Genomic DNA, 15545 nt, shown 5'->3' on the forward strand with positions numbered 1-15545 from the left:
ATCAGGCGCCTTCGTTAGGTTCTTGGGTGTCGGGGTCTCGCTCCCACCCTTCGAGTTCGATTTTCATACTTTCAATCGAAACGGCGTTGGCATTGGCGTCCAAATCAGGCAAAGCGGTATATTCGCTGACCCAACAGTTGTGCAGGTAATACCGGTAAGCAACCTGCCCTTTTTCGTTCATGAACTCAACGCTCAACTCTTTTTTATAGTTAGCCAGATCCATAACAGAGTCACCTTCATAGGTGTGCACTTTGCTGGCCCAGGCTTCGAACTCAGGATCATGCGTGAGGCCGCGCTCGACGGTAATCGCCTCGTAACTGGTACGGCCAGGTGATTTGTGATCGATGGCATTTTCACCACCGCTGCGAAACTTAACCACCTCGGTGGTGCGTTTCAGCGAGCTGATTTTGCTCACCCCCAGCACCGGTTTATTGTCCCAAAGAATCCGAAACTTAAAATTCTTGTAAGGGTCGTAGCGATGCGCATTTACGGAAAACCCATTAGCCATTCTTTCTCTCCTTAGTCCTTAATTTCTCAAGTTTCGACATTCGCCAACGGCTAGCGCCGGATGCCAGGGGTGCTCCTGCGGGGATGTGCGAGGCATGGATGCCGAGGCCAAGCCCCCATGGATGGGTTCACGGCGACCCCGCAGGAGCACCCCTGGTAGCCGTCGCGGGTTCCTAGCACAAAGCCGAGCCCCGAATGCCGACACCTTGCTATGCCTCGATCTGGCCTGCCATTTGTTGAATTTTGATCACCACGAATTCGACTGGTTTTAAAGGTGCGAAGCCGACTTCGACGTTGACTATGCCGAGATTGCGGTCATTCTGAGTTGTGGTGGATGCATCGCAACGCACATAGTACGCCTGTGCCGGGCTGCTGCCCTGAAAGGCGCCCTGGCGAAACAGAGAGTTCATAAAGGCACCGATGTTCAAGCGCAGATTGGCCCAAAGTGGTTCGTCGTTCGGTTCGAATACGGCCCAACGGGTACCACGGTAAAGTGACTCTTCAATCATCAGCGCCAATCGGCGAATGGGGATGTACTTCCATTCGCTGCCAAAGTCGTCATCGCCATCCAAGGTGCGCGCACCCCAATTGACAATGCCGTTGGGCAGCACGCGAATGCAGTTGACGCCTTTTTTGTTCAGCACCCCGTTTTCAAGATCGGTAAGCTCCAGGTTCACACCGACGATATCGCGAATACCGGCATCGATGCCGGCCGGGGCTTTCCACACTCCCCGGCTGCCATCAGTACGCGCCATCAAACCGGCAATGGCGCCGGCGGGGCCTATGGTTTTGATCAGTCCCCTGGCATTGAAGCGCAAGCGAGGATAAAAAACGGCCGAGTAATCTTTGACCATGGTGGCACGAAACTGGTTGATCAGGCCGGTATCCTGCACCACCTCCGGGCGACCCTGGTTATTGGTCCAGGACGGGGGCGGGTCTGCGAGCAGAAAGGCACGGCGGCGCTGGCAATAAACGCTGGCCGGGCCCCAGACAGCGTTTAAAACCGCCGCTGCGACATCGCTGTCTCCGGGTAATACCATCAGATTAATCAGGTCGACCGGGTCGAATGCATGCAATCCGGTCTGGTTGGCTTCACTGCCCTGGTAAGCGGCGGCATCGGGTATACCACCGTCGGTACCCGGTACGCTGGCGACGCTGAAACCACCGACGTTTTGGCCCAGACTGTATTGGCGAACGTTGGTTTCCAGGCTGTTATCGAACGCGGCTGTACCGGTGGTCAGCGCTGAAGGTTCGTTTCCGATGGCACCGCTAGTCGCCATGATGGCGAGCTGGTAACCCCAGACTTCAGCCTGAAAGCCAAGATCCGGCTCAGCGTTGATCGCTTGCGCCATAATGCGCAGCTTTTCACGCACGCCATCATTGTCACCGGTTACCGTACTGTTACCGGTCGCGTTCATGTACCAGGGGTCGGCTCCCGCTGCCGTGGTCTGCAAACTGAAATCCGCCGTGTTCAAGGCGATGTTGGTCGCGTTAACCGATATCTGAGTAATGGCGTTTTGAGCAATACTCAGTACGTTGTTGGCATGGCCAATAGCACCGGGCGTCGCCGGGTTGCCCAGTCGAACCAGACTGGCCGTTGGCGCCGGGCGAAAGTTGCCCCAGCGTGGTTGTTCGATGCCCCCCTGATCGACCCCCAGCATCAGGGCTCCGGAGATGTCGTTCGAGGACGCCCGGCGGATTCGAACCGAAGACTGATTGCCATTGGTCGCGGTGATATCCAGATACCGGCCAAAACCGGCAATAGCCCCACTGAGTGAAACAGATACCGTCGGCGCCGGAGACTGGGAAGCCAGCATATCGTTTATCTTGCCCGCCAAATTACCTTCGATACCGGCGATGGTGGCGGGCAGAGCCGGAGCAATGCTCAGATCCACCGTGACGTAGTTGCTGCCATTCACCGAGATATCGAAACGGGTTTCCCCGCCGGCGAACAAGGCGTTCAGCGCTGCCTGAATGCCGCCGCCATCGGTCGCACCTCCCGGGTTGTTCAACGGGTTGCGCAGCGGTCGCCGTGAACTGGTATAACCGGCGAAGCTGTTGCCAAGGGTGTTGATGAAGGAAGTACTGTCAGTCGCGTCGCCCAGCAGGCCAGACAAGGCCAAATTAATCAGGTTGGAACTCTGGGTCACAAAGCTGGGGGCAAAGCGAGTCGAGTTCGGGTTCATGCTAAGGCCGGTGAAGGATTCAGTTTGCACCACTGATCCGCCATCCTCGTGAATGACCTGAAGGTTAAAACTCTCATCGGGGTTGGGTGTGTTGTAGTCCACTTCCAACCGCACTGTATTGCCCCATAGCCCCGCCGCTTTGGCAGTCACCACCAGCACCTGTTGACCGCGCAGATCTTCCAGCGTAACGGCGGCCGGTACGGCCCCCGGAGCCAGACGCACGACATAACAATCGGAGCCGCCGTTGGCGAAGAAGAGCCGGACGCTGTCGGCCAAATCGCTCTGGGGATGAGGCTCGCCAAAAGCGCGCTCGTAATCGGCATAACTCAACAAACGTACCGCATCGTCAATGGGACCTTTACTGGCCCGCCCCATGAAAGCGGCAATAGAGGTGGAAACGCCGGAAATGGAGCGTACACCGCTGGCCACTTCTTGAATGTAAACGCCGGGATAACTGACCTGTACCATGGACTGTGCTTCCTCTTCTGTTTATTCCTTGAAATCTGCGTGTGGATACTCCGGTCTAATGCATACGACGCCGGTACAGCCGTTCCCCGCCCGGTGCCTGATGGCAGTCGACACAGCCTTCCAGGACTAGCTGGTCCAGCGCTCTGGCGACTGCGGCCTCCGGCAAGGGAGACTCGGTTTGTCGCAACCACCAAGTGCAAATACCGCGAAATGAATCCGTCGCCTGCGGATGCTGTTCCAGATACTGAATGATCCGGTAAGCAACATCGCTCACGGTGTCAGCTTCGCTGGGTTTCATTGTGGGTTCCGGCCATGGGCGATTGGGGAGGAAGAGCAAGGAGTACGCCAACAGCGTTTCTGTGTCTAAACTCTTGTTTTATAGAGTTTTAAATTTCTACACAGTTTTGGGGTGGGTCAAACTGTCCCCAGCTTGAAGAGCCTGAATGGCTCTGGAGAGCCTGCATCACGGTGGGTTCTGTTTAACCCAAGTGGGTTAAAACAGACCCGCCAATGACCGGTCGACTTCAAGTCACGCCAGGTCTACCGACTCAGTCCATACTTCTTTAACAGTTTCCCCAGCGCCCGCCGCTCTTTCCCCGCCACCCGGGCAGCCTGGCTCACATTCCCGTTACACCGATTCATCAGAGCTTCGAGATAATGTCGCTCGAATTGGGAGATCACTTCAGCTTTAGCGTCCTGAAAACTCAGGTCCATATTAAGACGGGTGTAGGGCATCGATGGTGTTATTGAGCTGTCTTGGTCTGGGGTTAGATCTTCCCGTTGAATCACGGTGCCGGGGCAGGAAAGAATGGCGCGATGCAGCAGGTTTTCCAGTTCACGAATGTTGCCCGGCCAGTCGTGGGCGTATAGCCATTGACTGGCGGCGGCGGATAATTGCTTGTCGGGCATATTGTATTGGCGACAAAAGCGGGCAATGAAATGTCCGGCCAGTAAGTCAATATCGTTTCCACGATCTCTCAGCGGAGGTAGCACAATGCGCAGTATATTGAGGCGATACAGCAAGTCTTGCCGAAACCCCCCCAGGGCGACCATGTCATTCAGGTCGGCGTTGGTGGCGGCAAATACACGCACATTGGCGCTTTGCAGGCGACGAGAGCCGAGGCGACGAAACTCCTTACTTTGCAGAAACCGTAATAAGGCACATTGACCGCGAAGGCTGAGCGTGCCGATTTCGTCGAGAAACAAGGTGCCGCCTTCGGCCTGTTCGATCAACCCGGGGACACTGCCTCGCGCGCCGGTGAAGGCACCCTGTTCATGGCCGAAGAGTTCGTTTTCGAGTAATTCGTCCGGCAGGGCGCCGCAGTTAACGGGTACAAAAGGGCCTTCGGCCCGGTCACTGATGTAATGAATGGCTCTGGCCACCAGCTCTTTGCCGGTGCCACTCTCTCCCAATATCAGTACGGAGGCGTCGCAGCTTCGGTAACGTCCAACAATGGTTTTGGTTTGCAGCAGACTGTCGCAGTTACCTACGATGCCATGCATGGCCTCATCGGTGGTGCTATGCATTACGCACCCCACCTGATCAAAGGCCGAAAAAACAATCGCCTGACACGATCATAAACAAGCGTCGTTGTTAATGGAGGGAATGACCGCCGTTCCGTGCCTACTGCTCCCATCCAGACCGAAAGTGCTTCACTTCCCGATCTCATGGTTCCGCTTCCCTGACAAGGGCGCAATAGCGCAATTCGTTCAAGAGGATTTTATACTAGATGAATACCCGGAGGGGTCAAAGCGCGAAGGCCGCCTTTCGTCAGGAATGTGAAGTAGTCTACAGTTGCCAGATTAGCCAACCCTGCACTTTCTGGCTTCAGCTGGGCCGATACCCCTGTTCACCCGCCCGATCTGGAAACCGATCAATTCAGCCAAGAGAGTTTAGGGAGGCAGGTGATTGGCAAGAGGTCAGTTCACACGGCCGCCTACCTGCGTGCGCCACGCTTCCCAAGCCTGAACAACCGATTCAGCCTCCCAGATCTGCGGGTTGGAAGGGTCGTATTGCCGGGCAAGTTCGCGCTCGGTGACAGCGATTTTGGCATCTTCGAAGACATCATCCAGCGACTTTTCCAGTGAAAAGGCCGTTTCAAAGAAGGCACGGCCAAAATACGTCATGATCTCTTCGTTGGAACACCCGAAAGACGGTTTGTCGGCGGCTGCAGCCGTGATGACGAGCGTATTTTCATCGCTGAGCTCGGGAATAAAACCACCGGAATAGCAGGCGGAGATCACCACTACTTTCTGTTGCGGGGCTTCGTCGAGAATCTCAGCCAGTTCGATCGGGTCTATGTCGGGCAAAGTCTGGTCACTGTTGAAATCGACCGAGAGTTCGTGATCGGGGCTGCCGTGGGTGGTGAGGTAGACGAAGATCAGGTCTTCTTCGCCAAGCCGTTTACCGAGCGTGCGAATCATGTGCGTCAGGCTGGTCTCGGTGGCGAGCGGGTAATTGTCGCGGTCGTGCAGTTCATTGGCCAGGGTGACCAGGCGGCCTTCGAAGAGGGGCATGGCGGTGAGTTGAGCATCAATGGTCTCAACTTCAGTCCGGAATACGGTTTCCGTGCTACTGAGCGCAGCGAGCACGGTGAAGACTTCGGGTTCACCCGGGGTTTGGTCGCGCAGGCGGTTCAACTGGGCGTCAACCAGAGTGCGCTGGGAATAGAGTGCCCGCTCCAGTCGCGTCTGCCGACTGATCTGCTCTTCCTGAAAACGGGACAGGCCACTCTCGTCAATGTACTCGCCATAGGCGAACTGGCCTTCCAGTACCTCGCCATCGGCCTGTACCAGGCGACCTTCCCCGTGTGGGCGCCAGTTTCTCAGTTCGCCCTCATAGGCCGAGCCGTCCCTGGATGTAAGCGTACCTTGCATCAAACGATCGCCGCTGAAAGTACCCTCGTACACAGTGCCATCCGCCGTGGTCATCTGCCCTTCGCCTTCCATCTTTCCGGCCTGAAAGTCGCCCTCGTATACAGTCCGGTTACCAAAGGTGAGCTTGCCTTTACCGTCAAAGCGCTGCCGTTCGAATTCACCGTTATAGGTCTGACCATTGGGGAAGTGCAGCACCCCGTCATCCCACTGACCGTTTCGATACTGTCCCCGGTAAATTCGGCCATCCAGCAGGAGCTCCGTTCCTTCTCCGTGCTTCAGGCCGTTAAGGAAGCTGCCAACATAATAAGTGCCATCGGGCCAATCGATGCGGCCATCACCATGCATCAGTCCGTTTTTTACCTCTCCTTCATAGATGCCACCATCCGGAGTGGTTAGGGAGGCCGCCAAGACAGAGCCCGAGAGCGCCAGCAAGAACAATAGAGAGAACAGTGGGTTAGGCAAAGTTATTTCCTTGGCTTAAAAGGCAAAGCGTGAGAGGTACATAATCGGGATGACTCGTGATGCTACCTCACCAATACCGCCAGTAAAGAGGCAATCGTGAATCATTTTACTCAAAGTCGGTAAATAATCCTCCGGTACTAGACCCCCTGCCCGGCGCCTCCTACTTTAAAGCACGCAGTAAAACAGCCTAATAACAACAAAAAAGGCGAACCGATGAAACAACGATGGGTACTGGCCGGGCTGGCTCTGGTCTCCCTGGCGACTGTGGGTGGCCTGGCGGCGCTGAAACCCGACTTTGAATCAGCACAGGCCGGAGCTGCCCGCTCGTCAACCACGTCGATACCGGAATCCACTGCGCCCGCATCCATTGCCGACGGGGCTCATGACGCCGGGTATAGCACACCCCGGACCGGTGTTGCGCGCACACCAGCCGCGCCCCGGCTGAAGTCTCCCGGGGAAATACCCGATGCAGAAACGGGCGCAGTTCCGCTGGACAATGAAGTCAGCTTGCCCGCCAACCTGCGTCAGTCGCTGACTCAGGTCGCTGATGTCTATCGCGAACAAACCCGGTATCCGACATTTTCGCAGCCCATTGGCTCTGAACTGGATGCACTGCGCTATCGGTATAACCAGCCGCAGCAGGTCAGCATTCCCTTTCCGCTGGCCGACGGTGCTACCTTTGATGCCACACTGACGCTGGACCGCTACCACTATTTTATCGGTGACGAACAGCAAATCACCTTCTCGCTCACCACCAGCGATGACAGCCTGGTACGAGACCTCTCGCTCAGCGTAACTGACTTGGCCGGTACCGTGCTCCACCGCCAATCGCTGTCGTTGCCCGCAGACTCATCCATTCGTCACACCCTGACGGTCGATCTCAGCGACCAGGCCAGTGACTGGCCGCGGGAGCTGCAATGGCGGCTGCAAGCCAGTGTGGGCCAGCAACGGTTATCGGTCGCGGCGCCCTTCACTTACGAAGCCCCGGTCGCAACGCTGACCGGCATTACCAACCCGCACATCGACGGCGAGTTTCTGGTGCTGCCGCTGTCTCTGGATTACGACCGAAGTGGCTACTATTTCGTGCAAGCCAACCTCTACAGTACCGACGGTGACCCACTGCTGCACCTGGAAACCGAAGGTCCGCTAACGGCCACTGAACCGGGCCTGAGGTTGCGTGCCTCAGGTCCTGCATTGATCGATTTGGACGCGCCAGGCCCCTATGTACTGCGAGACGTGCACCTGACCCGTATGGGCGGTAATGGCGTACCCGACTTGCAAGGCCAGGCACCTCAGGATGCATTTCCGATTCCGGCCTTTGATCTGGAAGGCTATGCCGACAGCTCCTGGAGCGACCCGCTGGCACAGCAACGCCAGGAATTTCTCGATGAACTGAGCAACAACCTGTAATCGGCGGATCACATGTTCCGCACCGGTTCAGGACCTACAGGGATGTATTGACCCGGCACCAACCAGTGTCGGGCAAATAGCCCAGGCGCAGAGCCCGGTGTCCTGCGCAGCAACACTACAACAACAATAAGGTAGGTTCATAATGATACGACCCATCACCCGCGCCACCACGCGCCTTCTACTTCTACTCGGCTTTGCGATGTTGAGCTGGCAAGCCCAGGCAAGCCTGAACGGCAAACCGGTCGTGCTGATACACGGTTTTCAGTATCAGCAGCTGGGCACCCAGCCGACCGATGCCAGTCTGCAGGCTGAAGCCATCGATTACTGGCAGGAATACTGGCTGCAACGCTCCGAGGTCGTGCTGTACTGGTCCGCCAGTGAACGCATCAGCCAGGGCATCAGTGATCAGATCAAACGGCAGGTAAAAACGCTGGCCGACAATGGCACCTGCCAATCCGGCTGTGTCCTACTCACCCATTCGACGGGCGATCTGGTCGCAAGACAGATGTTGCGCAACCTCAATGGCTGGTTATGGGAGTGGGGTTACCCTTCCAACCGGGTCACTTTCCTGGTGTCTCTGGACATGGCCGGTGCCGGTGGCGGGACTGAACTGGCCGACCTTGCCGTCTCGGTGATCGACAGCGATAACCTCTTCGCCGGCGCGGCCACCTCGGTCGTGAACTGGTTTCTGGGCACCAATGTCGGACCAAACGAACTGGGGGTTGTGCGTGATTTGCAACCGGCGGTAGCCCGCTCTCTGGCAACACAGAACAATGCAGTACCCAGGCTCCGTTTTGTCGGCAGCGGCGATGCCTTCCTGCGTGCCAGCAAACCCTTCATTCTGGGGTATGACGACAGTGTTGTTCCATTGCACAGCGCCTGTGGTTCCGTCCGTCAGGAGAACCTTGAATCCTGCTCCGCCAGCATCAAGACCAACGGCGAACTGGATGCGGTGGCGAAATCACCTACCGGCCTGCGCTATAACAACTTCCCGGTTCTGATGGGCAACAGCACCGATCACTTTGAAGTGATCGGTTCGGCCACCTCGGGCGATTACGCGCCCGTGATCAACAACTTCACGGTCGGTGGGCTCGGCGTCGACTTTGCCATTGACCAGTACTGGAGCTGGTGGCATTGGGACACCCTGCGACTGGTGCGCAACGGGTCCGACAAGAGCCTGTCGGCCAATGTGTTCGATACGTTGAATCAATAGCACACCCGCCGGGGCGTTCACGAACCTGCAACACGCACTTACCTGAACGCCCCGCTGTTTGTATTCCTCACCGTCCCACCGACCTGCCCTGACGGGCGGCATTATTGAAAAACTCGATGGTTCAGCCAGGGAATAGGTAACATTTTTGCCATAAATGACAGTGTACGGACAAAAAACACACAAAGAGTCGCCTTTAAATCTCGCTGCTTTACTATCCGAACCCGCTCAGGTGATCGTAAAAAAATCCGTAAAAATTCTTCGGACTGTCCAGTCATCATCACGATCCGACAGAACCAGGACGAGCCTGATAACCGGTGTAAAACAGGAAAATCCTATGTGGTACCGTATTTTGGTCGCTGCCGTCATCAGTCTGGCAAGCAGCAGCCTAACCCTGGCCAACGAATTGATGTTAAACGGCCTGGCTCCCTACCAATACCTTAGTAAAACCTTCTATCTAGCCAGCTTTTACGCTGAACAGCCGATCACATCCACCGGGCAGTTTGCGGCCGACACCGGTGCCAAACGCATGGTGATCAAAGTCAGTACCGACAAATGGTCCCCCCGCCAGTTCAATCAGATGTGGAAACAGGACATCGCGATCAACAATAACCTGCGGGCGAATCCGGAGGTTATCGACCTGATCACCGCCTTTACCGAAACGCCGAGCGACGACTTTACCCGGGGCGATACCATCGTGATCGACTATGCACCCGGCCAGGGAACCCGCATCACGCTAAACGATGCCGATTGGCTGCGATCCGGCGATGACACGCTGTTTCGTACCCTGGCGAATGCCTGGCTTGGCGAGATTCCAACCTCGCTCCGGTTTCAGGAGGCCATGCTCGCCGGCGGCGCGTTTTCAGACCATCGCTCCCACGCGCAATGGGTAACCGAGAACAATGACCTGACCTACGCGGCCAACCGCCGGCAATTGCTCGCATCGTTCAGCGGTGAATCGGTTGTGGCGCGCCGCCAGGCTGAACAGCGCGCTGCCGAAGCAGCCGAACGGGAAGCGGAACGGGCCGCTCAGGCCGAACAGGAGGCGCAACGCCAGCGCGATGCAGCGCGCCTGGCCGAGGCCCGGGAGCAAGCCCGGCAACTGGCTGAAGCGCGGGCACTGGCCGAGGCTGAAGCCGCAGAACTGGCGCGCGCCAGAGCGCGGGCCAGCGCCGAGGCCCAGGCACTGGAACAAGCCAGAGCCCAGGCTGATGCCGAGCGCAGAGCCGAAGAGCTGGCCCGGGCCCAAGCGGCCGCTGAAGCCGAGGCAGAGGCCGAGCGTCTGGCTCGCTTGCAGCAGCAGGTTGCCGAGTATCACCAGGATCAGTACCGCTGGGAACTGTTGCGTACCATTTACCCACGCGTCAGCTACCCGGACTGGGCACAACAGCTATCCCAGGAGGGTCGGGTCCAGGCTGAAGTTGTGATTACGCGGGGCGGTGAACTGGTCGAAATTGCCTCCATCCGCCCTGCCAACGCCGGACTGCTCGGCCAGGCGTTTCGCACCGCCATTGAGAACGCCGCGCCGTTTCCGCCGGTTCCGGACGCCTACGAAGGCAATGGCGACAGCGACCGCTTTCGCGCCACTCTCGACTACCACTTTCAGCTGAACCAGCCCCAGGCCGCCTTGCCGCCTCGGCCAGTGCCACCCGAAGACTACCGGGAACTGCTGGGTGAGTTGTCTGAGGAAGACCGGCAGAACCGACTCCGAGCCTACCAGACCCGGTTGCAAGAACAGATTCTGAGCCAGGTTGAATACCCCTACTGGGCTGAGAACCTGGGTCAGGAGGGCCTGGTTGCGATGCGCCTGAACATCACCGCCGATGGCCAGGTAGAACGCATGGAGTTTACCGAACGCTCCCGCCATGCCGTTCTGAACAAAGCCCTCGAAGATGCCATCAGCCGGGCTGCGCCGTTCGAATCCATTCCACCGGAACTGGATCTGCCGGAAACCGATCTGACCATTCAACACGAATTTGCCATTAACTGACCTTTGGCCCGGCCCAACACAGGGCCGCGCCTAATAACCACTGCTGGAGAACCCTATGAAACCAACCCTCTGGGCCCTGATTGGCGCCCTGGCAATGCCACTGGGCGCCTCTGCCTTTGACATGCGACTGAACGGCTTTATGTCCATCGCAGGTGGCATGACCCTCGGCGACGACCAGACACTGGTCATCGACCCGGTCAACCTGGCCGCCTATGACAACGACCTCAACTTCGCAACCGACAGTTTGGTGGCCATTCAGGCCATTGCTGAAGTCAATGACCGCATGACCGCTACCGCACAAATGGTTGGCCGCGGCGGTGAAGACTTCAACACCCAGTTCGAGTGGGCCTACCTGACCTATGAAGCAACCGACAGCCTGGATGTAAAAGGCGGCCGTCTGCGTATGCCGCTGTTTTATTACTCCAACTTCCTGGAGCTGGGCTATGGCTATCAGTGGGTTCGTCCACCGGTTGAGACCTACAATATTTTCGTGACAACGCTGGAAGGCATCAGCGCCGACTACAACTTTTATATCGGCGATTTTTCGGCAAAAGCATCTGGTTATGCCGGCTCTACCCAGGGCACAGACCCGGAATCCGGTTCAGAGGTGGACTTCAACACCCTGGCGGGTGGGTCACTGGACCTGGCGATCAACAATTTGTCATTCCGTGGTTCCTACAACACGGCCGACAACGCCACCTTAACGCGCGGTGCTAGCCCGGCCTTTGAGTTCCCCATCACCTTTATATCCGGTGCTGCCATGTACGATAACGGCACTCTGTTCACCATCGCCGAATACACCAGCACGCTGAACGACACCAACCTGATCAACAACCGCTACAACAGCTACGTCTCGCTGGGTTATCGCGTCGGCACTTTAACGCCTCATGCCACCCTCGCCCGATACGAGGAAGAAACCAACTCCATCGACCCGGGGTACAACCAGAACCCCCGGGAATATCAGTCTGCCACTTTGGGCATGCGCTGGGATTTCGACATCGCCGCCGCTCTGAAAGTGGAATACACCCGCCGGGAAGACACCAACCCGGATTCCCTACGTGCAGTCGGTGATGCTGACCTGCTCTCCTTCGCCATCGACGTTGTATTTTAAGGCTGGATACTGACTTATGAAGCACTTTGCACTACGAACCCTCGCCGGCCTGATGCTGACAACCCTGATGATGTCTGCAGCCGCACTGGCTGATCTCGTGATCGTGGTTCACCCCAGCAACACGGCGGTGATCGATCAGAGTTTTCTGAAAAACCTGTACCTCGGCAACACCCGCCAATTCAGCACCGGTGTCCGTGCCGAACCACTCGATCTGCCAGCAGGCGACGCCATTCGCGAGACCTTTCTGAACACAGCCATTGATCAGACACCGGTGAAATACCGGCGCCACTGGTCCAAGGCGTTGTTCACCACCGGTCAGCAGCCACCGCAGGAACTGAGCAGTTCAACAGCGGTAATTAATGCCGTCGCATCCGACCCCTCGGCTATTGGCTATGCTGATTCAGAGGCCCTGAACGACAGCGTTAAAGTTGTCATGCGCGTACGTCTCTAGCCTCGACCAGCGGAGGCTGGCGCGTTCGCCGCGCCAGTCTCCGTAACGCCTGATCAACGCTCTGAAACGGTGCTTTTGCTCAGGTGAATCTTCCACTACGGATCACAAAACAGTAGGGTAACGACAAAACAATGGAGCCCTGCCTGATGTCGTTAGATCGTAGTCACTGTCTGTCCCTGGATACCCAAGACCCCCTCGCCGCTCTGCGCGACCAGTTCGAGATTCCCGACGATGTTCTGTATCTCGATGGCAACTCTCTGGGTGCCCGCCCCAAAGCCGCGTCGGAACGCGCGCGCCAGGTGATCGAACAGGAATGGGGCCAGGGCCTGATTCGCAGCTGGAACCAGGCTGGCTGGATTGACCTGCCACGCCAGGTCGGCGGCCAGATCGCCGCGCTGATCGGTGCCAAACCGGAAGAAGTGGTGGTTACCGACTCCACCTCAGTCAACCTGTTCAAGGTCGCTGCTGCGGCACTGAAACAGCAACTGGCGACAGATCCATCACGGCGGGTGATCCTCTCTGAGCCCGGCAACTTCCCCACCGATCTGTATATGCTGCAAGGCCTCAGCCAATTCATGACCGGCGGCCCGGTGCTGGAAACCCAGCCAGCCGATTCACTGCTTGAGCGTATCGACACTGATGTGGCGGTGGTTGTATTGACCCACGTTCACTACAAAACCGGCAAGTTGCATGACATGGCAGCCATTACCCGACGTGCCCACGAGCAGGGAGCCCTGGTGGTCTGGGATCTGAGCCACAGTGGCGGCGCGGTTGAGGTAGACCTCAATGGCGTCAATGCCGATTTCGCCATCGGTTGCGGCTACAAATACCTGAACGGCGGGCCTGGAGCACCGGGGTACATTTTCGTTGCAGAGCGCCATCTGGCGGCCTTTGAGCAGCCGCTCAGTGGCTGGTTTGGCCATGAAGCCCCGTTTGCCATGCGTGACGACTTTGCACCAGCCGGTGACATCCGCCGCGCCCTGACCGGCACGCCTTCGGTGGTGGCCACGCAATTGCTCAGCGTTGGCCTGGATACCTTAGCCGACACCACCATGGCCGAGTTGCGCGCCAAATCGGTCGCACTGACCCAATTGTTCATTGAACTGGTCGAAACCCGGCTGCCCGATGCAGGCTTCGAACTGGTCTCGCCGCGCAATGCCAACGAGCGTGGCAGCCAGGTAGCCTTCGCGCACCCGGAAGGTTACGCCATTATGCAGGCGCTGATTGATCGCGGAGTGATCGGAGACTTTAGAGCGCCGGATATCCTGCGCTTCGGTTTTGCGCCACTCTATGTGCGTTTTACCGATGTATGGGACAGCGTCGACTGCCTGAAAGACATTATGGACAACCGCACCTGGGATCAGCCCAAGTACCATGAGCGGCACGCAGTAACCTGAACCCCACGCAGTCTCTCAGCAGCACCCCTTGAAGCGTTGTTCAGAGGCTCATAAGAAAGGGGCTGAATCATCAGCCCCTGAATGGCCGCAAACGCTTCTCTAGCCGTAGCGGACCTCGGGCAACCACAACACCAGTGGCTCCCAGAAAAAGACCAGTGTCACCGCCAATACCTGCAAGGCAATAAACGGCATAACGCCCTTGTAGATATCCGTTGTTTTTATCTCTGGCGGCGCCACGCCTTTTAAATAGAAGAGTGAGAAGCCGACCGGTGGCGTTAGGAAGGACGTTTGCAACGTCAGCGCAAACAACACCACGAACCAGGTCAGGTCAAACCCCAGTTGCACCACCACCGGCCCGACCAGCGGCAGCAAAATCAAACTGATTTCCAGCCAGTCCAGGAAAAAACCGGCCAGAAAGGCGATGAACAGGATCACCAGAATAATGCCGCCCGGCGACAGCGGAATACTGGTTAACAGCCCGGCAATGAATTCATCACCACCGAGTGAGCGAAGCACAACCGCGAAGGCCGTGGCCCCCAAAAAAATACCGAACACAAAAGCCGTGGTGATGGTTGTTTTACGCGATACATCGCGCAGTACATCCCAGCTCAGGCGACCGTTCATGGCCGCCAGAATGGTCGCCCCCAGGGCGCCGACACCGGAGGCTTCCGTCGGTGTGGCGATGCCAAAAAAGATGGAGCCCAGCACGGCCAGAATCAGCGACAGTGGAGGCAACACCGAGCGCAGCGTTTCAATGACGACCGCCCGGGTAATGGGTGGCAAATCGGCCTTTGGCGGCGCTAGCGATGGCTTGAGCCAGGCAGCGATCACCACAAAGGCAATGTAGAGTATTCCCAGCATAACACCCGGAATCAACGCCCCCATAAACAGATCGCCTACCGACAGCGACAGCTGATCGGCCATGATAATCAGCATGATGCTCGGCGGAATCATGATGCCAAGCGTACCCGACGAGGCGACAATACCACTGGCGAAAGCCGGCGAATATTTCTGATCCAGCATCACCGGCAGCGACAGCATCGCCAGCAATACGACCGAGGCGCCGACAATGCCGGTGGACGCCGCCAGCAGAATACCAATCAGAATAACAGCAACGCCCAGGCCACCGTTAAAGCGCCCGAACAGATTAACAAAATTGACCATAAGCCGTTCGGCGACGCCGGAGCGCTCCAGCATCAGCCCCATAAATATGAACATCGGCAAGGCGACCATGATCCACTTGGTCATCTGATCATAAATTCGCTGAACAACGATGCCGAATATATTCCAGTCGGTTAAAAAGTAGGTATCTGCATCCAGATAGTTATAGGCCAGTACCGCGCCAATACTGAAAAAGACGGATACGCCCGCCAGGACCCACGCCACCGGAAAACCGGTAAAAATAAGCAGAATAAAACTGCCCAGCATGGCCATGACGATGAGTTCGTAGGTTTCAAACACAACAAGTCTCCACGG

12 protein-coding genes are annotated in these 15545 nt (G+C 57.2%); 6 read left to right on the forward strand and 6 right to left on the reverse strand.

The annotated features are described in order from the left end of the window. Position 1 precedes the first annotated feature (1 nt). From EP166_RS07010 to EP166_RS07030, 5 genes are all read right to left on the reverse strand, one after another. Entirely contained in the window at positions 2 to 508 is a 507-nt protein-coding gene (locus EP166_RS07010) for a phage tail protein (protein WP_127556044.1), read from the reverse strand. A gap of 208 nt (positions 509 to 716) precedes the next feature. Beyond that, positions 717 to 3161 carry a phage tail sheath family protein gene (locus EP166_RS07015; RefSeq protein WP_164743845.1) on the reverse strand — a complete coding sequence of 815 codons (2445 nt, stop codon included), beginning with the start codon at positions 3159 to 3161 and terminating at the stop codon, positions 717 to 719. 55 nt (positions 3162 to 3216) lie between these two features. Then, on the reverse strand, positions 3217 to 3459 hold the full coding sequence (locus tag EP166_RS07020; RefSeq protein ID WP_127556045.1) for a hypothetical protein: 243 nt from the start codon (positions 3457 to 3459) through the stop codon (positions 3217 to 3219). 242 nt (positions 3460 to 3701) lie between these two features. After that, the gene (locus tag EP166_RS07025; RefSeq protein ID WP_220432497.1) at positions 3702 to 4688 is read right to left on the reverse strand and encodes a sigma-54 interaction domain-containing protein; all 987 of its coding nucleotides are present in this window, start codon (positions 4686 to 4688) and stop codon (positions 3702 to 3704) included. Between the two features lie 393 nt (positions 4689 to 5081). After that, on the reverse strand, positions 5082 to 6500 hold the full coding sequence (locus EP166_RS07030) for a C13 family peptidase (protein ID WP_127556046.1): 1419 nt from the start codon (positions 6498 to 6500) through the stop codon (positions 5082 to 5084). Positions 6501 to 6713: 213 nt separating this feature from the next. Here EP166_RS07030 and EP166_RS07035 point away from each other — a divergent pair, with 213 nt between their 5' ends. The 6 genes from EP166_RS07035 to kynU all read left to right on the forward strand — a co-directional run bounded on the left by EP166_RS07035 (position 6714) and on the right by kynU (position 14069). Beyond that, positions 6714 to 7910 carry a hypothetical protein gene (locus EP166_RS07035; protein ID WP_127556047.1) on the forward strand — a complete coding sequence of 399 codons (1197 nt, stop codon included), beginning with the start codon at positions 6714 to 6716 and terminating at the stop codon, positions 7908 to 7910. A 142-nt stretch (positions 7911 to 8052) separates the two neighbouring features. Then, entirely contained in the window at positions 8053 to 9123 is a 1071-nt protein-coding gene (locus EP166_RS07040; protein ID WP_127556048.1) for a hypothetical protein, read from the forward strand. A gap of 334 nt (positions 9124 to 9457) precedes the next feature. Next, entirely contained in the window at positions 9458 to 11110 is a 1653-nt protein-coding gene (locus EP166_RS07045; protein ID WP_164743846.1) for a TonB family protein, read from the forward strand. 55 nt (positions 11111 to 11165) lie between these two features. Next, positions 11166 to 12221, forward strand: coding sequence for a hypothetical protein (locus EP166_RS07050; RefSeq protein WP_127556050.1), 1056 nt, complete (start codon positions 11166 to 11168; stop codon positions 12219 to 12221). Positions 12222 to 12237: 16 nt separating this feature from the next. Then, positions 12238 to 12672 (forward strand): type 2 periplasmic-binding domain-containing protein, encoded by a 435-nt coding sequence (locus EP166_RS07055; protein ID WP_127556051.1) that lies wholly within the window; start codon positions 12238 to 12240, stop codon positions 12670 to 12672. Between the two features lie 146 nt (positions 12673 to 12818). After that, positions 12819 to 14069, forward strand: a complete 1251-nt coding sequence (gene kynU, locus EP166_RS07060; protein WP_127556052.1) for a kynureninase — start codon at positions 12819 to 12821, stop codon at positions 14067 to 14069. 99 nt (positions 14070 to 14168) lie between these two features. Here the strand turns inward: kynU and EP166_RS07065 are convergent, their stop codons facing one another. Then, positions 14169 to 15530, reverse strand: coding sequence for a TRAP transporter large permease (locus EP166_RS07065; protein ID WP_246026226.1), 1362 nt, complete (start codon positions 15528 to 15530; stop codon positions 14169 to 14171). Positions 15531 to 15545: the final 15 nt, after the last annotated feature.

It is taken from the genome of Saccharospirillum alexandrii (assembly GCF_004000275.1).
GTDB lineage: Bacteria > Pseudomonadota > Gammaproteobacteria > Pseudomonadales > Natronospirillaceae > Saccharospirillum > Saccharospirillum alexandrii.